We start from the raw sequence: 23,854 nt of genomic DNA on the forward strand, positions 1-23,854 counted from the left end.
GTTAAAGGGGCATAGCATGCAGCAACTGAATCCATCTGAAATCAGCGATATTATCAAGCAGCGAATTGAGAAGCTTGATATCGCAACAGAAGCCCGTAATGAGGGCACGATCGTCAGCGTATCTGATGGTATTGTTCGTATCCATGGACTGGCTGACGTAATGTACGGAGAGATGATTGAGTTCTCCGGTGGTGTATTTGGCATGGCACTGAACTTGGAGCGTGACTCAGTCGGTGCTGTTGTTTTGGGCGACTACAAAGGTTTGGCTGAAGGCCAAACAGCAAAATGTACTGGTCGTATTCTTGAAGTACCTGTTGGTGAGAAGCTTTTAGGCCGTGTTGTAGATGCATTGGGTAACCCTATTGATGGCAAGGGACCGATTGATGCTGAATTGACGGCGCCTGTTGAAAAAGTAGCACCAGGGGTAATTGCACGTAAGTCGGTAGATCAGCCAGTGCAGACAGGTTTGAAAGCGATTGACTCGATGATTCCAATTGGCCGTGGTCAGCGTGAGTTGATTATCGGTGACCGTCAGGTTGGTAAGTCTGCAGTAGCGATTGATACTATTATCAACCAGAAAGGTACAGGTATTAAATGTATCTACGTGGCAATTGGTCAAAAGCAGTCTTCGATTGCTAACGTAGTACGTAAGCTAGAAGAGCACGGCGCTATGGAGCACACCGTTGTGGTTGCTGCTGGTGCTGCAGATCCTGCACCCATGCAATTTTTGGCACCTTTCTCAGGTTGCTCAATGGGTGAGTATTTCCGTGATCGTGGTCAAGATGCACTCATCATTTATGATGACTTAACCAAACAGGCATGGGCTTACCGCCAAATTTCATTGTTATTGCGTCGCCCACCAGGCCGTGAGGCTTATCCTGGAGACGTATTCTATCTACACTCTCGTTTGCTAGAGCGTGCTGCTCGAGTAAATGCTGAATATGTAGAAGCGTTTACCAATGGTGAAGTTAAAGGCAAAACAGGCTCTCTGACAGCGTTGCCAATTATCGAGACGCAGGCGGGTGACGTTTCTGCATTCGTACCAACTAACGTAATTTCGATTACGGACGGTCAGATTTTCTTGGAAACAAGCTTGTTTAACTCTGGCATACGTCCAGCGATCAACCCAGGTATTTCGGTATCTCGGGTAGGTGGTGCCGCACAGACGAAAATTATGAAAAAGCTGTCGGGTGGTATCCGTACTGCTTTGGCTCAGTATCGTGAGTTGGCCGCTTTCTCGCAGTTTGCTTCAGATCTTGATGAAGCTACGCGTAAACAGTTGGAGCATGGCCAGCGTGTAACAGAGCTGATGAAACAGAAACAGTACTCGCCGCTGAGTGTGGCTGAAATGTCCGTCAGTATTTACGCAGCAGACAAAGGATATCTGGAAGACGTTGAGCTTAAGAAAATCGTTGATTTTGAAGCTGCACTCATTTCATTCATGAACAGTGAATTCGCTGAATTGATGAATAAAATTAATGAGTCTGGTGACTACAACGACGAAATTGAAGCAGGTATCAAGCAAGGTATTGAGAAGTTTAAAGCGACTCAAACCTGGTAAGTTAGGTATCAGTCAAAGGCGTTAGTCATTGGCTGATCCGCTGCTGCATTACTGGCATCAGTAATGTTTTCAACCTGAAAGGGTGCTACATGGCAGTCGGAAAAGAAATTCGCACGCAGATTGCGAGCATCAAAAACACACAAAAAATCACCAGCGCTATGCAGTTGGTGGCGGCGAGTAAAATGCGTAAGGCACAGGATCGTATGCAACACAGCCGTCCTTACGCCGAGCGCATTCGTGAGGTGGTTGGCCATATTGCCAACTCAACTCCGGAATATCGCCATACCTACATGACGGAAAGAGAAGTCAAGCGGGTTGGTTTTATCGTGGTGTCATCTGATCGCGGTCTGTGCGGCGGCTTGAACATTAACCTGTTCAAAAAAACCATTACTGAAATGAAACAGTGGGCTGACCAAGGTGCAGAGATTGATCTTTGCCTCGTGGGCAGCAAAGCTGGTGCCTTTTTCCGCCACTATGGTGGTAATGCGGTAGCAGCTATCAATGGTTTGGGTGATGAACCTTCCATTGCTGACCTAATTGGTGGCGTTAAGGTAATGCTTGATGCTTACGAAGAAGGTCGAATTGATCGCCTGTACCTGGTGTTTAACCGTTTTGTGAACACCATGACTCAGGAGCCTAACAGTGAGCAGTTGCTTCCTCTACAAGCCAGTGATGACAAAACTTTAAAACATCATTGGGATTACTTGTATGAGCCAGACGCTAAGCAATTATTAGATGGCTTGCTGGTTCGTTATGTTGAGTCTCAGGTTTATCAGGCCGTTGTTGAGAACAATGCCTGTGAGCAGGCTGCCCGAATGGTTGCGATGAAAAGCGCAACAGATAACGCGGGTAATCTGATTGATGAGCTACAGCTGGTTTATAACAAGGCCCGTCAGGCAGCAATCACTCAGGAAATTTCAGAAATCGTTGGCGGCGCTGCCGCTGTTTAATGGTTTGAACAGGTTCAGGTTATTGAATATGAGGAACCATCGATGAGTAGCGGACGTATCGTACAAATTATCGGTGCCGTGGTCGACGTAGAGTTTCCCCGCGATTCTGTACCCAAGGTTTATGATGCTCTGGTAGTTGAGAGCAAAGACTTAACCCTTGAAGTACAGCAACAGCTGGGTGATGGCGTGGTACGGTCAATCGCCATGGGTTCAACTGAAGGTGTGAGCCGTGGTTTAGATGTTAAGAATACCAACAACCCAATTAAAGTACCTGTGGGTAAAGAAACCCTGGGTCGTATCATGGACGTATTGGGTAATCCGATCGATGAAAAAGGGCCAATTGGTGAGCAAGAGCGCTCCTCAATTCACCGTGAAGCACCTTCTTTCGATGAGCAAGCAGCAGCTAACGAGCTGTTGGAAACCGGTATCAAAGTTATTGACTTAGTTTGTCCTTTTGCCAAAGGGGGTAAGGTAGGTCTGTTTGGTGGTGCTGGTGTGGGTAAGACCGTAAACATGATGGAGCTTATCCGTAACATCGCCATCGAGCACAGTGGTTATTCTGTATTTGCCGGTGTAGGTGAGCGGACTCGTGAAGGTAATGACTTTTATCACGAGATGCAGGAATCAAACGTACTAGACAAAGTATCACTAGTATATGGTCAGATGAATGAGCCGCCTGGAAACCGTTTGCGGGTGGCTTTGACTGGCTTGACCATGGCTGAGAAGTTCCGTGATGAAGGCCGTGACGTATTGTTGTTTGTCGACAACATTTATCGTTACACCCTGGCGGGAACTGAGGTGTCTGCGCTGCTAGGTCGTATGCCTTCAGCGGTAGGTTATCAGCCAACACTGGCTGAAGAGATGGGTGTGCTTCAAGAGCGTATTACATCGACGAAGACAGGTTCTATTACCTCGATTCAAGCTGTTTACGTTCCTGCCGATGACTTGACTGACCCATCACCAGCCACCACTTTCTCGCACTTGGATGCGACGGTTGTATTGTCCCGTGATATTGCGGCAAAAGGTATTTACCCTGCGGTAGATCCTCTGGACTCAACATCACGTCAGCTTGATCCACTGGTTATTGGTCAAGAGCATTATGACGTTGCCCGTGGTGTTCAGTCTGTTCTTCAGCGTTATAAAGAGTTGAAAGATATCATTGCCATTTTGGGTATGGATGAGCTTTCTGAGGAAGACAAGCAGGTTGTATCTCGTGCGCGTAAGATTGAGCGCTTCTTGTCACAGCCATTCTTCGTAGCGGAAGTCTTTACTGGCTCTTCAGGAAAATACGTATCACTTAAAGACACTATTAGTGGCTTTAAAGGTATTCTGGAAGGTGAGTACGACGACTTACCTGAGCAGGCCTTCTATATGGTGGGTAGTATTGACGAGGCTGTTGAAAAGGCCAAGAAACTTTAATGCGCCTGCAGCCGGTAGCAAATTAGCAGTTACCGGCTTAGGCCGTAGCGAGGCATACCGCGATGGCAATTACAGTACATTGTGACATCGTCAGCGCTGAGCAGGAGATTTACTCAGGCTTGGTTGAGATGGTTATTGCAACAGGTAATCTGGGTGACCTGGGTATTGCCCCTGGCCATGCTCCCCTGTTGACTGACCTTAAGCCTGGCCCTGTTCGAATCGTAAAACAAGGTGGCAAAGAAGAAATCTTTTATGTTTCTGGTGGCTTCCTTGAAGTCCAACCAAACTCCATCACGGTGCTTGCAGATACAGCACTGCGTGCAGGCGACGTTGATGAGGCTGCAGCAGTTCGTGCTAAGCAAGAGGCTGAGCATGCTTTAGCTAACCAAAGTGGTGAGTTTGACTATTCTCGTGCCGCTAGCCAGCTAGCAGAAGCCGCTGCAAAACTGCGTACTTTGCAACATATTCGGCACAAGCGTTGATCAGATAACCAGCCGGTTTAAAAAAGGGTAGCTATGCTACCCTTTTTTTATGATTGAACTCTCGCTAAAGACGCTTTTTTAATTTTGGCGATGGTGTAGGATTTGCAAAGCATACATTGCCATCTAAATAGTTCGTTTTAATTGTACGGTTTTTCAAAAAATTGGGGCTGTCACAAGCCCCTGTCTGTAAAAATTACCAACAAGTACCTCACGACTAATCATGAATGTTGATATTGTCATCTTGGCTGCGGGCCAAGGCACTCGAATGAAATCTAAGTTGCCAAAGGTCATTCATTCTTTGGCGGGTAAGCCTATGTTAGAGCACGTCATGCTAACGGCTCAACAAGCTATGCAGCAGCAGGATAAACGACAATTACATGTTGTCGTAGGCCATGGAGGAGATACTGTAAAACATCACCTCAATCACTATGCGGTAAATTGGATAACCCAAGCGCAACAGTTAGGTACTGGGCATGCTGTTGCTCAAGCCATTTCCCATATTGATGAATCCGATATTGTGCTGATTTTATATGGCGATGTGCCGCTTATTCAGGCAGATACGCTGCATAACTTATTGACGTCAGCTAAGCAAAGTGGGTTTGCACTACTCACCGTTGAGTTAGCTGATGCGACAGGTTATGGGCGTATTGTACGCAATGCTCAACAACAGGTTACGGCTATTGTTGAGCATAAAGATGCGACACCTGAGCAACTGGCCATCAAAGAAATTAATACCGGTATCATGGCGGTAAAAACAGAAAAACTAAAACACTGGCTGCCTAAGCTGAGCAATGATAATGCACAAGGGGAGTATTACTTAACCGATATTGTGGCAATGGCTGTTGCTGAAGGGTTGACTGTTAATGCAGTTCATCCAAGCTGTGAACAGGAAGTTCAAGGGGTTAACAACCGTGTTCAGCTAGCAGAACTAGAGCGATGGTTTCAGTTTGAGCAGGCAAAAAAATTAATGCTGGCAGGCGCAACTGTTGCTGATCCATACCGCTTGGATGTGCGGGGCGATGTGAATGTTGGGCAAGATGTGTTTATTGATGTCAATGTTGTGTTTGAAGGTGCGGTGACGATTGGCAATAACGTTGTGATAGGCCCTAACTGTGTTATTAGTGATAGTGTTATAGCTGATAATGCCGTTATAAAAGCAAACTCTATATTGGAATCAGCAGAGGTAGGTCAAGAATCTGAAGTGGGACCTTTTGCCCGTCTACGTCCTGCAACAGTGCTGGCCAAAAAAGCTAAAGTGGGTAACTTTGTAGAAACGAAAAAGGTCAATGTTGGTATTGGCAGTAAAATAAACCATCTGACTTATGTAGGCGATGCTGAGATTGGCGCTGATGTAAATATTGGGGCCGGTACCATCACCTGTAACTATGATGGCGTAAATAAACACAAAACAGTCATCGAAGATAATGTATTCATAGGCTCTAACAGCTCACTGGTTGCCCCGCTAACCATTGCTCAAGGTGCTACAGTGGGAGCTGGCTCAACCATTACTCGAGTCGTTTCAGCTGAACAGCTTGCGGTTGCTCGTGGAAAACAGATGAACATTGATGGTTGGCAACGACCAAAAAAGAAATAGCTAGATAATACAGCACGTAAAAATAAGACGTGTTACCTGTAGCTGGTTTTTAAGTATAAGGAACGTGGTTATGTGTGGAATTGTGGGGGCTGTTGCTCAACGGGATGTTGCTGAGATACTGCTGGAAGGGCTTCGTCGTCTAGAATATCGCGGGTATGATTCAGCGGGTATGGCTATTGTCAATCAGGCAAGTGAGCTGAATAGATTACGTCGTTTAGGCAAAGTGGCAGAGTTGGCAGATGCATTAAAGCTTGAGCCTTTGGCAGGTGGTACCGGAATAGCCCATACCCGTTGGGCAACACATGGTGAGCCTAGTGAGCGGAATGCTCACCCACATGTTTCCAATGGCGATATTGCCGTTGTCCATAATGGCATTATTGAAAACCACGAATTTCTAAGGGAAAAACTCAAAAAGCAGGGATACGAGTTTATTTCTGAAACAGATACGGAAGTAATTGTTCACCTGATTCACTCAGTGCGACAGCACACAAGTAGTTTACTGGAAGCCGTTCAACAGACAGTAAAACAGTTGGAAGGAGCATATGGAATGGTTGCGATGGATCGTCGTGATCCAAGCCGACTGATAGGTGCACGTTCTGGCAGTCCATTGGTAATAGGAGTAGGTATTGGTGAACGCTTCTTTGCTTCAGACCAACTGGCTTTATTACCCGTGACACGTCGCTTTATTTACCTTGAAGAAGGTGATGTCGCAGAGATTACCCGTGACAAGATTGATATCTATGATCAATCAGGAAAGCCTGTGCAACGTGAAGAATCAGAAAGCACAGTAACGCATGATGCGAGTGATAAAGGTAAATTCCGTCACTACATGTTGAAGGAAATTTATGAGCAACCCGATGCTATTATCAATACGCTTGAAGGGCGGCTGACGGATAAACAAGTGATCGAAGCCAGCTTTGGCCATGAAGCTCATGATATTTTTAGCAACGTAGAATCAATTCAGATTATTGCCTGTGGTACCAGTTATCATGCAGGGCTTGTTGCCCGCTACTGGTTTGAAAGCATTGCGGGGGTGCAATGTAATGTGGAAATTGCCTCAGAATTTCGCTACCGCAAATCAGTTGTTCCGAAAAACTGTTTGTTCGTGACTATTTCTCAGTCAGGTGAAACAGCAGATACCTTAGCAGCGTTGCGCTTGGCAAAAGAACAGGGTTATATGGCTTCCTTGGCTATTTGTAACGTACCTGGTTCTTCTCTGGTGCGTGAGTCAGATCTGGCTTTTATGACCCGAGCGGGCGCTGAAATTGGGGTTGCTTCAACAAAAGCATTCACTACACAACTAGTATCATTTTTAATGCTGGTAGCAGCAATTGGCCGTTATCAGGGTATGTCTGCTGAAATGGAAGCCGAAATTGTTAAAGCATTAAAAGAGCTACCTAATCACCTTAATCATGTTTTACAGTTGGCTGATGATATTGAGCAGCTTGCTGAAGATTTTTCAGAAAAACACCATAGCTTATTTTTAGGTCGTGGTAATCAGTACCCAATTGCTATGGAAGGTGCGCTGAAACTAAAAGAGATTTCATACATCCATGCTGAAGCTTATGCAGCGGGTGAGTTAAAGCATGGACCTCTGGCATTGATTGATACTGATATGCCAGTTGTTGTTGTTGCGCCTAATAATGATTTATTGGAAAAGCTTAAGTCAAACATGGAAGAAGTACGTGCTCGGGGTGGTCAGCTTTATGTGTTTGCAGATCAGGCAACCCAGCTTAAAGGGGGAGAGGGTGTCAAGGTCATGTATATTGAACATGTACATGAAGTGGTTGCACCGATTATTTTTACCGTCCCACTCCAATTGCTGTCTTATTATGTGGCCATTATTAAGGGAACCGATGTTGATCAGCCACGTAACTTGGCGAAGTCAGTTACGGTTGAATAGGTCGCAGACCAATAGTTGGTAATACAATAAAGTATTATCCTGCTCCAAATAATTCTCTCTTTAGCTACTCGGAGTTATGCCAACAATGTTGGCATAACTTCGTTGTTGTCTAATGAACCCATTTCTGGAGCCTTCCCTAAAGCTCCTAAACCCAATAGGCTGAAGTGGTTTAAAGAATTTTCTGCTGTCAGATGAGGCCCCTATACCCTTCACGAATGATTTCTAGGTTTTGTTATCTTCACTCCTCACCCCAATCACCTATTAATATAGGCTCATGGGGCTTCGTCACTCGATGGCCGCACCTAAAAACCATCCGTATTGGGTATAGATTAAAAAAGGTTTAGTGTAGATCGTTTGTTAGGAAAAGAGTGCTAGTCTAATAGCTGACTAGATTATAAACCTCCCAAAGGAAACCAAGCTAAAATTGGGTATTGACCAGTTAGATTTTTTAATAGAGCAACTGAGTGATCCTGTTGTCGCAGTTGACAGGCAGCTTATTATTGTTTCTTACAATAAAGCAGCCGAAGCCTGTTTCCAATACACAAAAGATGAGGTGATAGGAAAGCATCTTAACATGCTAATGCCTGATAATTTTCATACAAACCATAATCAGCTTGCAGAAAAATATATGAAGGATAACGAGCCTCCTCGTTCAATGAATAACAGAAAAACACTTATTTATGCTAAGCGAAAAGATGGTTATGAGTTTCTTATAAAAGTAGCGATCTCAAACTGGCATATGTCTGGTCAGCAGTATGCTCTTGCTATCATTAATAGTTTTGAAAGTATCGCTAAAAAATAACTAACCTCTTATAGCCTCCCTTTTATTATTAGTTTTTTTATTTTTAAAGAGTACTCATTTCAATCTACCTATTTATTGGTAGTTAATAGGTTAACGAATTTACCTCCTTAAATTGGCTTTATTCTGATATTTATAGTTTGCTGGAAGGGTGTACTGACCAGTGCTAGTGTTAAGTTAGCCTTTTAGTTAAATTACTGTATTGATGAATTGTTCATGGCAACTAAATTAAACAGCACATTATTAATTAAGTTATTTTTTATAATGTTTTGCTCGGTGGCTACATTACCACCTGTGCTATGTAAAGAGCTTAAGTTTGCTGCTACAGAATGGCCACCATATAGTGGCGCGAACTTAAAAGGCAATGGCTTTTCACCTCAACTTATAAGAAAAATTTTCAGTGATAATAATGTTGAAGTTCAGGTCTTTATATTGCCTTGGGCAAGAGCGCTTAAAGGAACAATAGAAGGGAGTTTTGATGGGTTGCTTGATGTTTGGTATTCTGAAGAACGAGCAAAAAATTTACATTTTACTGATCCTTATATGTTTAACCGCATTAAGTTTATTAAGCGAAGTAACAGTAATATCTCGTTTAACGAGCTTGCCGATTTAAAACCGTATAAAATTGGCATTGTTCGTGATTATGCTTATAACGAAGCATTTGATTCTTCTAAGGAAATAGCCAAAATTTCTGAAAGAACCTTTATCATTAATTTTTATAAACTGCTTCATCATCGAATAGATTTAACATTAGAGGATGAGCTTGTAGCTCGGCATGAAATAAAAAAAATATCACCTTTACTACTTAAAGAGGTAGAGTTTTTGCCTAAAGTGTTATCTGAAAATAAATTGCATGTGGCTTTTAGTAAAGATAATGAGTCGCTAACTGAAGTATTTAATAAAAAGCTTGAGAAAATGCAAAAAGATGGCTCCATGTTGCAACTAATGCTAGAGCATGATTTTTTTGTTGAGATTAAACCTTCACAGTAATGATATGAGTAATTGATATAAAGCTTAAAGCCGAACACATGTCGGCTTTTTTTATACTTATAGTCTGCAGTAACATCCTAAGCTCGCTGTAACTGCTGTGTATATGTTTGAGGGCTAAAGCGAGTAATACAGAGCAGTGAAATAAGAGATACTACAGAAACATAAACTCCTGGCATAACAGGGTTATAACTGTTCAGCATAAGATTGATAGTGGGAGTAAATCCTCCAAAGAGTACTAGACATAAATTATAGCTAATGGCTAACACAGTCGTACGGGTACTCACTTCTGTGCTATCAACAAGTGAAATGGGAACACAAGAGAGAATAAGTGCTGCGATCACAGCCCATAACAGCTGTGCGGAGAGTAACGCGACCAAGCTTGGTTGCTGCATAATATAGTAGATTGGGGTTCCTGCAATGATGGCTAAAATAAAGCCACTGCCCATCACTTTTTGCCAGCCTAGACGGTCAATTAATAGACCACAAACTGGCATAAGACCTGTTAGAAGAATGGCGTTGAAGACGGGTAACCATAGTTTAACTTCATCTGAAACGGGTAGCCGTTTAACTAACATTTGTCCTGATATATTGTATGTATAAAAAACAACCGCAGGAGCCATGATCATAATAAAGATAAATAGGATTGTACGATAATGTTGCGTAAAAGCTTCTTTAACAGGGGCTTTTTTAAAGTGAGTTAACTTTTGGCGCGCAGCTTGAAATTCTGGCGTTTCAAGTAATTTAAATCGATAGTAAAGGCATATTAGTAACGTGATAAAGCCAATTCCAAAAGGTAAACGCCAACCCCAGCTAAGAATTTGTTCGCTAGTTAACCAGCTATTTAATCCCATCATCACTAAGGTTGCCAGCAGTACGCCACCTGTAGTTGATATTTGAGCAAAAGTACCATAAAAGCCTCGCTTATTGGCTGGGCTTGACTCAATTAAGTAGGTAACAAGTGCTGGGTACTCGCCACCTATGGCAATGGATTGTATTACACGCACTAAGAGTAAAATAATGGGAGCAGCAACACCCAGTGTTTCATAGGTTGGCATTAATGCTATGGCAATTGAAGTGAATGCTAAAACACCTCCAGATGTATACAGTGCAAGACGTCTTCCATAAGCATCACCTAAATGGCCAAATATGAGTCCACCAATAGGTCGTGCCAAGAATGACATTGAAAAAATGGCTAATGTCATTAGTAGACCTGAGTTGAAATCAGTATTGGGAAAGAAAAGCTTGGTAAGCACACTGGATAGGCTTGCATAGACTACAAAGTCTAGCCATTCAAAAGCATTTCCTGCAACAACCAGAGCTATTTGTTTTTTTGAAATTGACATATACTTCTTATCCTTCCTTGTCCACAGCTTTAAAAGTTAAAACTTATTCATTCGTTAAAACTCAGTATAAACATCAGCCAAATGTAGCTTTTACAATCTTAAAACCTAAGCTTTCATTAAACCAATAGATTGACTTTTTTCCTTAAACTGAAAATAAGCAGGATGGTCTTCTTTTAACTTTGCGTTAATACGATAAATGATTGCTTTAATGCCTATTTCACTTAAGCCCAAAGAGTTTGCCATTTCTTTGGTAGAGCATTTTAAGTTGAGTAGTTCTAAGCACTGTTTTTCGATATGGGTAAGATTTAAGCTGTCAGGTTGTTGCTGAAAGTCGCTGGTAATCGTCAGTTGTTCACGCAATGAAATATCAGGTTCCAAGTAGATTTTAGAGCCTGTTTCATTAATAACACTATGTAGACTGTTGGCAAGAGATTGTAGTTTTTCTTGAAATAAGTTGTAGTTACTCAAGATGTTATCCAATACTACTTGAGCCGGCATAATGCTACCAATACTAAACAATTGGCAATAATCCTCATGTTGGATGACAATATCAAGCTTGTATTTTAGTCCACTTTTATGAGCGAGTCTGGTTTCGGCACGAAGGTGATTATTGAGTGCCCAGCTATGAAATCCAGGTTTTAGCCTGCCAATCACTCTATTTTGTAGTCCACACTCCCAATATGTTCTAAACCAGTCAATATCTGTACCAAAGCTAGCAATACCATGATCATAATGTACATAGTTGTAAACTATTTGATTAATGGGTAACCAGCTAAAATGACGTATTTGCCACTGAGGCATGTATTTCGATGCCTTAATAAGTGGATGGTTGTTTTTAATAATCACAAGTGATCCCTCTTTCCATAGAGTGGATTAATTAGCTCCCTTAAGTATATTGTCTGGCATTTTCAGCTTGTTATCGTATTCACTAATATAGTTATATTGATAATTATTCAGCACAGCTGGCTGCTTAGCTCTTTCAATCACAGGCCCCCTGTTAAGTTCAGGAAACTACCTACACAGTAAGAAGCTTTTTCCGATATAAGCCATAAAATAGCTTCAGCTATTTCTTCTGTATTTCCGCATCTGCCTAGCGGAATGATTTTATCTGCATTGTTAAAGCGTTCTGTGTTACCTGTATCTGCGTGAATGTCTGTACTAATAAAACCAGGACGTACTGCATTGACTCGAATACCTTCCTGGGCAACCTCTTTGGCTAATCCTCTGGTGAAAACATCAAGTGCGCCTTTGCTTGCAGCATAGTCAACATAAACATTGGGACTGCCAGTGATTACTGAACTTGAGCTGACATTGATGATACTACCTCCAGTACCTCCATGACGAGTAGACATTCGTCTTATAGCTTGTTGAGCACATAACATCGCACCAATTACGTTGGTGTTAAATATGCGTTGCAAGCGCTCAGGCTTAACATCAACAAATGAGGTTTGTAAGTCTACAACACCTGCGTTATTCACCAATGCCTTCAGTATACCTAATGAATCAATTTCATTAAACATATGAATAACTTGCTCAGGGCAACTTATATCAGCTTGGATAGTCCATGCATTGCCACCGCAATTACGGATTTGCTCTGTTAAATGGATAGCTTTATCTTTTTGGGATTTATAGTTGACTATTACACTGTAGCCCTGTGAGGCAGCAAGTAATGCCGTTGCTGCTCCTATACCACGACTGGCCCCTGTGATTAAAATGAGCTTATGCATGTTCTTCCTTAGAGTTACTGATGTAAGTGATACTGACTAAAGGAAGCTGCTACTATAGCTTGATTCTGTCGAAGTGACTAACAGTAAAAATCCTTCGTATTGGCTATGGGGTAGCCTATAGTTGTATACTTAATATGAGCTGTAGTAGTCCACATAGCGCTGTTGGATAAACCTAAAAATTTTATCTGCTAATATTTTATGGGCTGCTGATGTTGGGTGGACTTTATCCCAAAATAAATAACCTTCACAATCTTCGGGTTTGTTACCTGCTAATTCAAGGCTTTGTTCTATACGTCTATTGTGAGAATAAGCCTGCTGAGAGGGAAACGCATCTCGCATCATCGGGTTATTTGCTAGAGAGGAGCTCATAAGTACCTGGTACACTTCTTTTGCATTAAGTTCATCAAGTGATCTTGGTTGGTTATTTTCTGAAGGGAACGTTATCTCTTCTGCCATCATTTGTTGCGATGTGTAATGATTTCTTAGAAATGGTCGCCAAATGTAACCTTTTTTATAACAAGCTTGATCTATATGATGAAAACCATAATAGGTGGTTGTTTTCATTATATTTGAAAATTCATAAGCAATATCATACAGTCTGACATGTTTGTAGCTTCTTGTTTTAATAAGCCGACGAAGCTTTTTGTTGTGTTCTTCAGTGATTTCTTTTAGTTCATTAAGCTTTTCTGGTTCATGATGAATGGCAAAGGGTGTTGTACTTAACAAGGGTAGGTTAAAAACTAATACATTATTGGCACCCGCTAATAAGACTTTAGTGATGAGCTGATCGATTGCAAGCATAACGCTACCACTATCACGCCAGCCATTAGTCATATAATCATTTGCGCCAGCCCATATTATTACCAAGTCATTAGACCTGAACTGATTTTCTTTCGTATACTGATTAAACTCAAAATCGAGATTGTTAATAACTTGATAAGTTGGGTTCCATGATTCTTTTTCATAAGCAGCAGCAGTAGCTCCACCTTCAGCCTCATTGATGATTGTTACTTGGCTACTATACTTTTCCTTTATTTTCTCTTTTAAAAAGTCAACCCAGATAGGGCCATCAGAAAATCTACCTTCATGATAGGGTGGACTAGAAGGCAACCAACCTTTCGACTTTTGATACATTTTTCCTGTATCACTTAAACTATCGCCAAATATGATGATACGTTCAATCGATAATCCAGCTTGAGTGGAGTAACTTATCAGGAGTAAAAAACATCCAAGCAGGTATTTAATGAGCTTAATGTTATTTTTAAAAGAACATGTAAAGAGTGTCATGATGCTTTTTTTTATAGTCATGAGTAACGCTTACTTTAAAGAGTTGGTTAAAGCGCTTAACGATGCTTTACTTAAATATACCCATAATGAATCATTTTTAGGTGTCAAAATAAAGTGGTATATACTCACAGTGAAGGGTTATTTAGGCGAGGCCACCGAGCGATGAAGCCCCAGGAGTTTAGATAAACTAAATGACTGGGGTGAAGAGCGATGGTAACAAAGCCTAAAAATCATTCGCGAAGAGTATATCAGCACCGTCTGTTAATGAAGAGTATGAACAGGACGAAAGACTAATTTAATTAACAATAGAAAAGAATAACTAAATTTATTAGAATTTATAAAACTAAATCTACTTCAACAAACGTAAAGTAAATCCTTTATTTAGTCTTGCTGCTTTTTAAATTGATGAAGGGGGTTGTAGAAATATATAAATATACTTGTTACTATTAAAAGTTCAATTTATATAATAAGATTAGTTTTCACTAATTTGGCGCTTCATCTTGAAGCAAACCCATACAGCTAGGTTTGCAAGTGGAGGATAATGCTTGAGGAGTAATATCAGCATCTTTTGAAAGAAACTGCTTTGCCTCATAAATTTTACAGCATGGAGCGCTCAAACAAATAAGTGTAAAACTTACTTGCTAGCTCTTTATGTGTTGCTGTCGTTGGATGAATTTTATCCCAAAACAAATAGCCATCACAACTTTCTGGTGCATCACCTGCAGGTTCAATTCGCTGGGGGCCAGATTTTTTAGTCTGTATCTGTGGTAAAGCATCCTGAAGCATCGGGTTATTTGTGAATGCTGGGTTTTGAAACAGTAGTGCTAGCTCTTCGGCTGACATTTGATCCATTGGTTTCAAGGATAAATAGTCTGAATGATAATCGTCAATATAAGGCATTGTGTTTTTACCTTTAATAAAAGGTCTCCACACATATCCTTTTGTATAACAGGCTTGTGTTGTATTTGTTAATGCATATTGTTCAGGGTTGCTCATCATATGATCTAATAATGACTCAATATCAAATACTTTAACCTTTTCATTGTCATATTTTTTTATGAGTTGAAGTAAGCGGTTATTATGCTCTCTTGTAATCTTGGCAAGTTCACTTAACTTTCCAGGAAGTTTTTTGTGAGCATGTGGTGTAGTATCTAATCGAGGTAGGTTAAATGCTATGACCTGGCTAGCATTACTATTTATGGCGTGATTGAGCAAGTTATCTATAGCGGATAAAACTGTATCGACACTTTCTTGTTTCTGATTTAAGTAGTCATTACCACCTGCCCAAACTATGACCAAATCACCAGTTCTAAAGTAATCTTTGCTAAGAAATTGTGAGAGCTCATTACTGAGTGTATTTATGAAAAGTGTTACAGGACTATCTGTAATGTCATATGTGGCTGCTGTTGCCCCCCCTTCTGCCTCATTGATAATGGATATTGGGATATTATCTTGCATTAATTGACTTTTCAGGTAGTCAACCCAGACTGGTCCATCAGAAAAACGACCATCATAATAGGGTGGGCTAGAAGGTATCCATTTTAAGGATTTTTGATACATTTTCCCGGTATCACTTAAACTGTCACCAAAAACAACAATACGGCTAATTGTTGGTTGTGCTGCAAAAGCGGAGTTCAGAAGTGTAGCTGCGGTAATAATAAGCAGGAAGTGTATTAGTTTTTTCATATTGTTAAATTTATGTAGTTATTGTTAGTTATGAAAATAGGTTAGTTTCTAAGGTACGCTTCTAATTGCGTTTAAAATATAAGCTGCTGGGTAAAAAAGACTCCGTAAGTTATTACCTCCTTTGTAATTGATTAGTAAATGTCTTGTTCTTCCATGACTAAGATGTGGGTTTTTGATATACCCTCATGACAAATTACATTAAATGAGAACTATTAACAAATTATTGATTATTTATGTAAGTGTCTTATAGCGTTATTCTAAGTATTAGAGAATATGCCTGAATAGGATTAAAGAGTGTAATCCTTGTTTAAGATAAATGTTGATATTTTTTACAAGTGAAAAAGCTGCATATTGATTAAAAAACATTCAGAAACATGGTATTTCGTTAATAAAGAAAGCTTTTTGTGATCAATATGGCAAAAATGAACTACTTATATTAGTTTTTATTTGGGTACTGATTTTACAGTTTTAATACATCTAACAGCTATCTATTCAACCCTTAGGCAGTTTGGGTAGCTATTATCTAAATAAGGTAATTAATAAGAGAAAAATTTTTGCTTTAATACCAATGGCTTGTATGCATATCTAAGATTATTCCTTTTAGTTAACTCTTTTTTTAGCCAATGTTCCTGAATGTGGCATCTAGATTGCTTATCAGAAATCGCAATGAAAAATATGCTGATTATTTGGTTAACTAATAAACAGTAGATTAAGTCGTTTTAAGCAGTAAACAAGGAATAATCATGAAAAGAATCGTGAGTGCAGTTGCTTTAGCCGTATGCTGCATTGGAAGTGCACATGCAGGCTTACTTTCTGTTGAAGGTGGGGTGACAACGCGTCTACCAGGTAGTCATAATCCTAATACTGGTGAAACCAGACCTGGAATGTCCGTTATTCAAGGGGCTAATTTAAAAGCAACTGCAGCAGTGAAACTGACTTACACGTACCTAGGCTATGAAGCCTCGTGGCGTAATTTATTTGGCTCTATTGGTGGGCAGTTTGTAAATAAATCTACAGCAAAGGGTACGCAAATTACTGAAGTATTGTCTGATGCTGGGTGGTTGAATTTCAATTTCAGAACACCGAAGGGAACAGTTAAAAATGGTTCCAATAACAGCGCAGGTTCATTTAAACCATCTTTCTTTGTTGCCTATGCAGGGCAGAATAGCTACTACATAGGTTTGAATGATGATGGTGGCAGTATTGATCGTGACTATGATGACATGATTCTGAAGGTAACAGCTGTTGCCTATAATACGCCCAAACCGCCAAAGCCTCCTAAACCACCCAAGCCACCTAAACCTGTACCAGCGCCTGCACCTATAGTGCTTTTAGGACTAGGATTACTAGGCCTTACCCTTAGGAAAAAGAAGTAATTCCTGAGGCGCTGTATATACCGCAGAGATGATGTTGCATAAAAAACCCGCTTAACGGCGGGTTTTTTTGTTATAGAGACAGTGAGTCATAATAGAATTAAGGTGGGATAATTTTTTCGCTAAGTATACAAGTGGTATTAGCAAAGGCTTGGTGCACTAAAGTTATTGATATCGTCTTTATTGCCAATTGCTATATAAAATCAAATATAGTTGTGATGTTTGTCACATTTATTGGTTTTCCTGCGTGGTTAACCATTTTCATTTCGGAAATTACATAATTAAATCACGGGCCTTGCTCATTTAAATGTGAACTGTTTCCGGTAAAAATAGGCGCCAGCAAAATGAGTAGCAAATTTCATCAGCTTTGCTGGTTTAAAAGTATAGATGTCGGTGAAGCTCTCTACCCTTAAATAAAGGGTATCCACCTTATTAATTGTCATTTGAACATAAGATGCTTACGTGGTAATTGCGGTTAATGAGTATCTTATGGGCAATGATGAATGGGTTTTAAGTTTTGATAAGCAGGTACTTATCAAATTTAAGGTTGTTAGTACGCTAGCATGTGGGACTAAGATATGCGATCTAAAGTAATAGCACTGAGTTTTCTGTTTTTATTGAGTGGGATAGCTAATGCCCAGACTATTCAATTGGTGACAGAACCATTTCCTCCACTCAATATGACAGTTACCTACAGTACGTTTGGTAAGAACGATAAAGTAACAGGCTTTGCCACTGAGATTGTTCGTGAAATGTTCAATCGTGCCAATGTAGATATGGAGCTGACTTTATATTCAAGCTGGGATCGTGGTTATCAAAAAGCAGTCAAGAAAACAAACTATGGAATTTATTCTGCTTTTCGTACCCCAGAAAGGGAAAAAGATTTTAAATGGGTTGGTCCTTTATTTAAAGAAGAATGGATCTTATTAGCCCCTAAAGGATCTAGTATCAAAGTAACTAGCTTACAGGATATGAAAAAATACCGTATTGGTAGCTATGAAAATGATGCTATTTCTGAATTTTTAGAAAAGAAAGGCATTAAAGTAGAAAAGGCTCAAAATGATGTAGTCAATGCTACTAAAATTAAGCTGAACAAGATTGATGCTTGGGCAACCAGTTCATTGTCAGGTCCATTTATTGCGAAGCGCCATAAATTAGAAGATTTGGTTGTTGTTTATACATTTAATAGTAGTGGTCTTTGGTTAGCCATGAATAAATTTACTGACGATGACACAATTAATCAATTAAATACTTCCTTAAAGCGCATGGAGCAAAATGGAAGCATCGAAAAAATAATCAACAGCTACTTATAACTGTTATTCCTTCCTAAAAAAGTAGCAATGATTCTCCCTCTTATAGTTTTAAGGATGTAAGAGGGAGCGTTTTTTCCTTCTCGTAAAATGTATATTCACTTGATATTGAGAGACCCTTTGTTGAGGGGGGGCTTATATCGTGCTGTGGATAACCTGTATAAAAAGCTGTGAATAACTTCGCTCACCTGATGCTTTGCTCATACCTTTAAGCTGACATCTATAAACGTATGTCATTGCATTTTGTTTGTTACATGGTAACTTGCCACGTCTTTAGTGGTTAATTGTTAGCAAATGCTTTCATTGCAAATAGGGTTGAAGTTGTGGGTGAAGTGCGCGAACAGTTTAAAAGCCGGTTCGGGTTTGTCATGTCTGCAGCAGGCGCAGCAGTCGGCTTAGGTAATATCTGGGGATTTCCAACTCGGGCTGCTGAAAATGGTGGAGCCGCTTTTTTATTAGCGTATATCGTACTGATAGCGTTACTTGCCTATCCCATGCTGGTTGTAGAAATTACGATTGGGCGTTTTGGCCGTTCCAACCCGTGGGATAGCTTACGCATGTTAGACCGCCGTCGTGTCAGCTTATGGCTATCAAGTATAGCGGGTTTAGGCACTATTCTTGTGCCAACCTTGGTTATGACATTTTACTGCATCGTGGCGGGCTGGTTTTTATGTTATATGCTGGCACCCATCGCGAACATACTGCAGCTAACCTCACTTGCTGAGTGGCTTACCGACTTTAGCACTTCACGTAACCTTACAGCGGCGGCCGTCTTTTATATTTTGACCATTGCCATTGTGCAAAGTGGTGTACGTGACGGTGTTGAAAAGTGGTCTCAACGGCTGATGCCAGCATTATTTATACTGTTTGCTGCGCTTATTGCATATTTGCTGACATTACCGGGAGCCTCTCAAGGGCTGGCTATGTATCTCATTCCTGATATGGATAAACTTTGGGATTCTGAGCTGTTAATCAGTGCCATGGGTCAGGCTTTTTTCTCGCTCACCATAGGGGGTGGCTCCATGATGGTTTATGGCTCTTACCTTGCCAAAAAAGAGCATATTCCGAAAATGGCTATGCAAGTCACTGCTATTGATACTTCTGTAGCCTTTATTGCTGGTTTATTGATTCTGCCAGCGATGTTTGTAGCCATGAATCATGGTGTTCAGATTTATGGCGAAAACGGTGAGTTATTGAGCTCAGATACACTGGTTTTTGCCGTACTTCCTTCATTGTTTGAAACAATGGGCAGCATAGGCAGTATATTAGCAGTAGCGTTCTTCTTGCTAATGACCCTAGCGGCGTTAACCTCATCGATATCAATGCTTGAAGTACCCGTTGCCCTGCTTCAAGAGAAAACAAAGCAAAAGCGGAGCCTTATCACCTGGGGACTGGGCTTGTTGGCGCTATTGATCAGCACCCTTATCATTTTTAACTTTCAGCAGTTATTTGGTTTGGTGATTGCTGTATCAACGGAGTATATGCAGCCACTGACGGCTTTGGTGACCTGTATTTTGGGCGCTTGGCTGTGGAATAGACAACAAGTGATTGCAGAGTTGAAGCAGGGGTATCCGGAATTAATGACAGGAGTATTCTGGAAAATATGGCCATGGTATGTCCGTGTAGTATGTCCACTACTCATTATTCTGGTAATCGTAAATACCTTATTTTAATTGAAAGGTAAGGATATCCTGCAGCCTGCTCATCTAAGCTTTTGATAGGTCTTCTCAGTTTGTGTTACTGCGGAGTTGGAAAGGTTGGGCAGGCCCCACTCATCAATAATAAAACATGACTTTTGCTACTGTCTTATTTGCATGCCCGGGGCTTTTTATCTAAAGTGTTTTCCTGACTGAAGATAATAATAAAAAGCATCTCATGATGAGTCCCTTATGATCGTAACACACGGTTATATACATGCTGAGGCAAGTAACCAAAGCCTTTTGCCTAATACATCCTCGCTATGGGTGACCATTGATCCTGCGTTAGTGCTTTTTTTTCCTTAATTTCCCTCCTGATCTTTTGTGACACCCTCTACCACTGGGTAATCACTTACTTACCTAAATCGCAACTGATAAATATTTCAAAACAAAGGATTTGGAGGTTTGCGTATGGATCGTCAGCATTACTACCAATTAATGCAAGGGGAAGGAGAACTAGATTATGAGGTCTACTTACAGACCCAGCGTCTACTGACATGCCAAAAGCCCTATGATGAGTTTTGTAACCGAGATGAGTTGATGTTTCAGGTTGTACATCAGGTTCAAGAGCTATGGATGAAGCTTATTGGTTTTACACTATTGGATATTGATGACTATCTTGTGCAGAAACATACCAACCGAGTGATAACACTGTTTGGGCGAGTGCATAAATTACAACAACAAATGACTAATGGTTTATCTATTTTAGAGACGATGTCGCCCAAGGAGTATCAGGCTATCCGATTACAATTAGGTAATGGCAGTGGACAAGAATCACCCGGCTTCCGTAGTTTATTGAAAATGGCGCCACAATTGTGGAAAAGCTATGAGCAGAGCTATTTAAAACCATCTGAACTATCCATTGAGCAAGTTTATGACTCAACCTACAGCCATGACGATGCTTATGTTATTGCAGAAGCTCTTGCAGAGTTTGATGAACAGTTTAGGTTATTTCGTTTTCGACACTTATTACTGATTGAGCGAAGTATTGGCTTAGGCGCAAAGTCTCTAAAAGGACGCTCTGTTGGCTTGCTGGAAAAAGGTGTCCAACACTATTTTTATCCTACGCTATGGGAAATTCGCAACCAAATGACCGACTCATGGGGTGGCGAGTATGGAGTGAAGCGGCCTTCAATAAACGATGGTGAAAATCAATGAGCTATCGAAAGTCATTTTATGTGCCTGAAGGTCTCTATTTTCTAAATCATTCTGTAGGGGCAAAAACTAAAGCGAGCGACTTAGCAGAACATGAATTCAGCCAACAATGGCGAGATTTAGGCAATGGTGCATGGGACTCATGGCTGACTAGCTTGCAAGGGTTTTGTAAAGCAGTAGCTGACCTGTTTAATTGTGAGCCCCATGAGGTTTGTCCACAGCCTAATGTAAGTGCTGGACTGAGTAAGTTAATTGGTGCTTTGCCTCAACGTGCTGGACGCAATATTTTACTGCTTTCTGAGCTGGACTTTCCTTCAATGGGTTTCGTTGCCAAGCAAGCGGCTGCATTGGGCTACGCTGTGCAGCTGGTACCTGCCAAAGATGGTGTGGTATCTCTCGAAGACTGGCAGCAACATATGAATGAATATGTACAGTTAGCCTTATTTACTCATGTTTTTTATGGTAACAGTTATCAACAGCCCATAGCGCAACTAACAAAGCTTGCGCAAGAACGAGACATTTGGTCGGTGGTAGATGTTGCACAGTCTGCAGGTGTCGTGCCCATTGACTTTAAGCAGTGGCAGTCTGATGCAGTGATTGGCTCTTGTGTAAAATGGTTATGCGGAGGACCTGGATGTGGTTACTTAATCATTAAAGGTGACCGTTTACCATTACTTGAACCAACCGATGTAGGTTGGTTTTCCCATCAGGACCCATTTGAGTTTGATATTACGCATTTTGCTTATGCTAATGATGCACTGCGTTTTATGGGGGGAACACCAAGCATTCAATCGTTTGCTGTTGCAGCATCTGCAATACGTCAGTTAACGAATATTGGTCTATTAAACATAAGGGCGCATAACCTGCATTTAGGCGATGTGCTCATGGAGGCCATGCAGGCAAACAGCTTTAAAGTAATAACGCCAAAACCTAAGGAGCAGCGTGGGGGAACTATTTGTATTGCTATGGCGCAACCTGACGTCGCGATTGCCTGTTTAAAGAAGAAAAATATAGCTGTGGATTATCGACCACGATTTGGAGTGAGGGCTTCCCCTCACATCTATAATACGGGTGAAGAACTAGAGCAGCTAATTACTGCCATTCTACAGCTTGATCCTGCAGTAACAGGAAGATGACTGTGGGTATCAATCGTTAGGGATGACGGTATAATCAGTAGCTAGATAGTTAGCACATAATGCATCACGACCAAAGCTGTATCATGAATAAAGACGTATTTAATCAAAGGTTTTCTGGAATAACTCGCTTATATGGCGAGCAGGCAACGAACATCATTGCTAATGCACATATTTGTGTAATAGGGATCGGTGGGGTTGGTTCTTGGGCCGCAGAATCATTAGCACGCACCGGGGTTGGCAAGTTAACCTTAATCGACTTAGACGATATTTGTGTTACAAATACCAACCGTCAGGTACATACCCTGCAGGAAACAATTGGCCACAGCAAAGTGGCTGTTATGGCAGAAAGAATACGTCAGATCAATCCTGCATGTCAGGTTGAAGAAGTGGATGACTTTATTACAGAGGAAACACTTGAAGAGTATATATCAACGGATTTCTCTGTCGTGATTGATGCCATTGACAGTGTAAAAGCCAAAGCTGCACTCATCGCGTTTTGCAAAAGACGTAAAATTCCAATCATTGTTACTGGAGGCGCTGGAGGGCAAAAAGACCCAACTCAAATTACCTATGGTGATTTAAGTAAAACATACAATGATCCTCTTTCTGCAAAAGTGCGCTCTCTACTACGAAGAAAGTATAATTTTACTCAAAATCCAAAACGTCGTTTTAGTGTAGAATGTGTTTATTCCTCAGAGCAACTCGTTTATCCACAGGCAGATGGCTCTGTTTGTCAACAAAAGTCATTACAAGAAGGCAGTACACGGCTCGACTGTGCCAGTGGCTTTGGTGCTGTGACTATGGTAACGGCAGCATTTGGTCTGACTGCTGCCGCACGTGCAATAGAAAAAATCTTAAAAAAAGCATCGCTTGCTCATTGAGCGCATTGCTATTAGCTCAGTACTTTAACCTGAAGCACTAAAAAAATATGGCTGTTATTGTTAAACAGACAGTAGCTGCCTGGAGCTTATGGATATTTTAATTTTTAATATACTTTTCATACTCTAGTATATTATGCCAGAGAGACGTTCATTAATAGTTATGTTTAATCGCAGTATCAAAATTAGGGTTTGAGCTTGAATAATGAAAAAGTTGTTGCTTGGTGTTACTTCTCAACAGCTTGCATGATATTACTATTAGCAGTGTTTAGTGCGTATATAGATCGATCAGATCCGTCACTTGGTGGAGGGAAAGGTTTATTAATTATGAGCTTAGCTACTGCAGTTGGTGACTTAGTCAAACCACTCTTTGGCTCTTATTCCACTGCTGTGATATTTCTTATTTTATCTGTACCATTTATCTGGATATGGAAAAAGAAATTAAGTGAATATCAGGAAAAACATAACAAAGCCAGTTAGCCTTAGCACACAAAACAAGTGGCTAAGGCGTCTAACACTTTGTTTTGTCAGTTTAATTTAAATTAACCCTAAGATCAGTATGAT

Annotated in this window: 20 protein-coding genes; 15 read left to right on the forward strand and 5 right to left on the reverse strand. The window is 40.8% G+C overall.

The annotated features are described in order from the left end of the window. Positions 1–16: 16 nt before the first annotated feature. The 8 genes from atpA (at position 17) to KHS79_RS14050 (ending at position 9,698) form a co-directional block, all read left to right on the forward strand. Positions 17–1,561 carry a F0F1 ATP synthase subunit alpha gene (gene atpA, locus KHS79_RS14015; protein ID WP_027707520.1) on the forward strand — a complete coding sequence of 515 codons (1,545 nt, stop codon included), beginning with the start codon at positions 17–19 and terminating at the stop codon, positions 1,559–1,561. Positions 1,562–1,650: 89 nt separating this feature from the next. Beyond that, positions 1,651–2,511, forward strand: a complete 861-nt coding sequence (gene atpG / locus KHS79_RS14020; protein ID WP_027707521.1) for a F0F1 ATP synthase subunit gamma — start codon at positions 1,651–1,653, stop codon at positions 2,509–2,511. Positions 2,512–2,553: 42 nt separating this feature from the next. Continuing rightward, the gene (gene atpD, locus KHS79_RS14025) at positions 2,554–3,930 is read left to right on the forward strand and encodes a F0F1 ATP synthase subunit beta (RefSeq protein WP_027707522.1); all 1,377 of its coding nucleotides are present in this window, start codon (positions 2,554–2,556) and stop codon (positions 3,928–3,930) included. A 62-nt stretch (positions 3,931–3,992) separates the two neighbouring features. Next, the gene (locus KHS79_RS14030; protein ID WP_027707523.1) at positions 3,993–4,412 is read left to right on the forward strand and encodes a F0F1 ATP synthase subunit epsilon; all 420 of its coding nucleotides are present in this window, start codon (positions 3,993–3,995) and stop codon (positions 4,410–4,412) included. Positions 4,413–4,632: 220 nt separating this feature from the next. After that, the gene (gene glmU / locus KHS79_RS14035; RefSeq protein WP_212719828.1) at positions 4,633–6,006 is read left to right on the forward strand and encodes a bifunctional UDP-N-acetylglucosamine diphosphorylase/glucosamine-1-phosphate N-acetyltransferase GlmU; all 1,374 of its coding nucleotides are present in this window, start codon (positions 4,633–4,635) and stop codon (positions 6,004–6,006) included. Positions 6,007–6,076: 70 nt separating this feature from the next. Then, positions 6,077–7,909 (forward strand): glutamine--fructose-6-phosphate transaminase (isomerizing), encoded by a 1,833-nt coding sequence (glmS, locus tag KHS79_RS14040; RefSeq protein WP_212719829.1) that lies wholly within the window; start codon positions 6,077–6,079, stop codon positions 7,907–7,909. Positions 7,910–8,333: 424 nt separating this feature from the next. Further along, positions 8,334–8,711 (forward strand): PAS domain S-box protein, encoded by a 378-nt coding sequence (locus KHS79_RS14045; RefSeq protein ID WP_165773551.1) that lies wholly within the window; start codon positions 8,334–8,336, stop codon positions 8,709–8,711. A 213-nt stretch (positions 8,712–8,924) separates the two neighbouring features. After that, positions 8,925–9,698 carry a substrate-binding periplasmic protein gene (locus tag KHS79_RS14050; RefSeq protein ID WP_212719830.1) on the forward strand — a complete coding sequence of 258 codons (774 nt, stop codon included), beginning with the start codon at positions 8,925–8,927 and terminating at the stop codon, positions 9,696–9,698. A gap of 77 nt (positions 9,699–9,775) precedes the next feature. On the opposite strand, the gene KHS79_RS14055 is transcribed toward KHS79_RS14050, so the two are convergent. The 5 genes from KHS79_RS14055 to KHS79_RS14075 all read right to left on the reverse strand — a co-directional run bounded on the left by KHS79_RS14055 (position 9,776) and on the right by KHS79_RS14075 (position 15,741). Continuing rightward, positions 9,776–11,041: an MFS transporter gene (locus KHS79_RS14055; RefSeq protein ID WP_094789241.1), complete on the reverse strand. Its 1,266-nt coding sequence runs from the start codon at positions 11,039–11,041 to the stop codon at positions 9,776–9,778. 105 nt (positions 11,042–11,146) lie between these two features. Next, complete coding sequence (locus KHS79_RS14060; protein WP_212719831.1) at positions 11,147–11,887, reverse strand: helix-turn-helix transcriptional regulator; 741 nt, start codon at positions 11,885–11,887, stop codon at positions 11,147–11,149. Between the two features lie 137 nt (positions 11,888–12,024). After that, positions 12,025–12,768, reverse strand: a complete 744-nt coding sequence (locus tag KHS79_RS14065) for an SDR family oxidoreductase (protein ID WP_027710220.1) — start codon at positions 12,766–12,768, stop codon at positions 12,025–12,027. Positions 12,769–12,897: 129 nt separating this feature from the next. Further along, positions 12,898–14,076, reverse strand: a complete 1,179-nt coding sequence (locus KHS79_RS14070) for an SGNH/GDSL hydrolase family protein (protein ID WP_212719832.1) — start codon at positions 14,074–14,076, stop codon at positions 12,898–12,900. 576 nt (positions 14,077–14,652) lie between these two features. Continuing rightward, positions 14,653–15,741, reverse strand: a complete 1,089-nt coding sequence (locus KHS79_RS14075; RefSeq protein WP_212719834.1) for an SGNH/GDSL hydrolase family protein — start codon at positions 15,739–15,741, stop codon at positions 14,653–14,655. A 743-nt stretch (positions 15,742–16,484) separates the two neighbouring features. Here KHS79_RS14075 and KHS79_RS14080 point away from each other — a divergent pair. From KHS79_RS14080 to KHS79_RS14110, 7 genes are all read left to right on the forward strand, one after another. After that, positions 16,485–17,117 (forward strand): PEP-CTERM sorting domain-containing protein, encoded by a 633-nt coding sequence (locus tag KHS79_RS14080; protein WP_212719836.1) that lies wholly within the window; start codon positions 16,485–16,487, stop codon positions 17,115–17,117. A gap of 575 nt (positions 17,118–17,692) precedes the next feature. Next, positions 17,693–18,427: a substrate-binding periplasmic protein gene (locus KHS79_RS14085; protein ID WP_094789246.1), complete on the forward strand. Its 735-nt coding sequence runs from the start codon at positions 17,693–17,695 to the stop codon at positions 18,425–18,427. Positions 18,428–18,747: 320 nt separating this feature from the next. Next, positions 18,748–20,097, forward strand: a complete 1,350-nt coding sequence (locus KHS79_RS14090; protein ID WP_094789509.1) for a sodium-dependent transporter — start codon at positions 18,748–18,750, stop codon at positions 20,095–20,097. Positions 20,098–20,532: 435 nt separating this feature from the next. Further along, the gene (locus KHS79_RS14095) at positions 20,533–21,279 is read left to right on the forward strand and encodes a tryptophan 2,3-dioxygenase family protein (protein WP_212719838.1); all 747 of its coding nucleotides are present in this window, start codon (positions 20,533–20,535) and stop codon (positions 21,277–21,279) included. Then, positions 21,276–22,412 (forward strand): aminotransferase class V-fold PLP-dependent enzyme, encoded by a 1,137-nt coding sequence (locus tag KHS79_RS14100; RefSeq protein ID WP_212719840.1) that lies wholly within the window; start codon positions 21,276–21,278, stop codon positions 22,410–22,412. Before KHS79_RS14095 ends, KHS79_RS14100 begins: the two co-directional genes overlap by 4 nt. 83 nt (positions 22,413–22,495) lie before the next feature. Then, on the forward strand, positions 22,496–23,293 hold the full coding sequence (gene tcdA / locus KHS79_RS14105; protein ID WP_212719842.1) for a tRNA cyclic N6-threonylcarbamoyladenosine(37) synthase TcdA: 798 nt from the start codon (positions 22,496–22,498) through the stop codon (positions 23,291–23,293). Between the two features lie 195 nt (positions 23,294–23,488). Next, entirely contained in the window at positions 23,489–23,770 is a 282-nt protein-coding gene (locus tag KHS79_RS14110; RefSeq protein WP_212719844.1) for a hypothetical protein, read from the forward strand. The last annotated feature ends 84 nt before the right edge of the window (positions 23,771–23,854 follow it).

The organism is Zooshikella ganghwensis, from assembly GCF_018263875.1.
GTDB lineage: Bacteria > Pseudomonadota > Gammaproteobacteria > Pseudomonadales > Zooshikellaceae > Zooshikella > Zooshikella ganghwensis.

Excerpts from the sequence above, each read along its gene's own strand:
- atpA (WP_027707520.1), top strand. The coding sequence starts at position 17 with ATGCAGCAACTGAATCCATCTGAAATCAGCGATATTATCAAGCAGCGA.
- atpG (WP_027707521.1), top strand. The coding sequence starts at position 1,651 with ATGGCAGTCGGAAAAGAAATTCGCACGCAGATTGCGAGCATCAAAAAC.
- atpD (WP_027707522.1), top strand. The coding sequence starts at position 2,554 with ATGAGTAGCGGACGTATCGTACAAATTATCGGTGCCGTGGTCGACGTA.
- KHS79_RS14030 (WP_027707523.1), top strand. The coding sequence starts at position 3,993 with ATGGCAATTACAGTACATTGTGACATCGTCAGCGCTGAGCAGGAGATT.
- glmU (WP_212719828.1), top strand. The coding sequence starts at position 4,633 with ATGAATGTTGATATTGTCATCTTGGCTGCGGGCCAAGGCACTCGAATG.
- glmS (WP_212719829.1), top strand. The coding sequence starts at position 6,077 with ATGTGTGGAATTGTGGGGGCTGTTGCTCAACGGGATGTTGCTGAGATA.
- KHS79_RS14050 (WP_212719830.1), top strand. The coding sequence starts at position 8,925 with ATGGCAACTAAATTAAACAGCACATTATTAATTAAGTTATTTTTTATA.
- KHS79_RS14055 (WP_094789241.1), bottom strand. The coding sequence starts at position 11,041 with ATGTCAATTTCAAAAAAACAAATAGCTCTGGTTGTTGCAGGAAATGCT.
- KHS79_RS14065 (WP_027710220.1), bottom strand. The coding sequence starts at position 12,768 with ATGCATAAGCTCATTTTAATCACAGGGGCCAGTCGTGGTATAGGAGCA.
- KHS79_RS14070 (WP_212719832.1), bottom strand. The coding sequence starts at position 14,076 with ATGACTATAAAAAAAAGCATCATGACACTCTTTACATGTTCTTTTAAA.
- KHS79_RS14075 (WP_212719834.1), bottom strand. The coding sequence starts at position 15,741 with ATGAAAAAACTAATACACTTCCTGCTTATTATTACCGCAGCTACACTT.
- KHS79_RS14080 (WP_212719836.1), top strand. The coding sequence starts at position 16,485 with ATGAAAAGAATCGTGAGTGCAGTTGCTTTAGCCGTATGCTGCATTGGA.
- KHS79_RS14085 (WP_094789246.1), top strand. The coding sequence starts at position 17,693 with ATGCGATCTAAAGTAATAGCACTGAGTTTTCTGTTTTTATTGAGTGGG.
- KHS79_RS14095 (WP_212719838.1), top strand. The coding sequence starts at position 20,533 with ATGGATCGTCAGCATTACTACCAATTAATGCAAGGGGAAGGAGAACTA.
- KHS79_RS14100 (WP_212719840.1), top strand. The coding sequence starts at position 21,276 with ATGAGCTATCGAAAGTCATTTTATGTGCCTGAAGGTCTCTATTTTCTA.
- tcdA (WP_212719842.1), top strand. The coding sequence starts at position 22,496 with ATGAATAAAGACGTATTTAATCAAAGGTTTTCTGGAATAACTCGCTTA.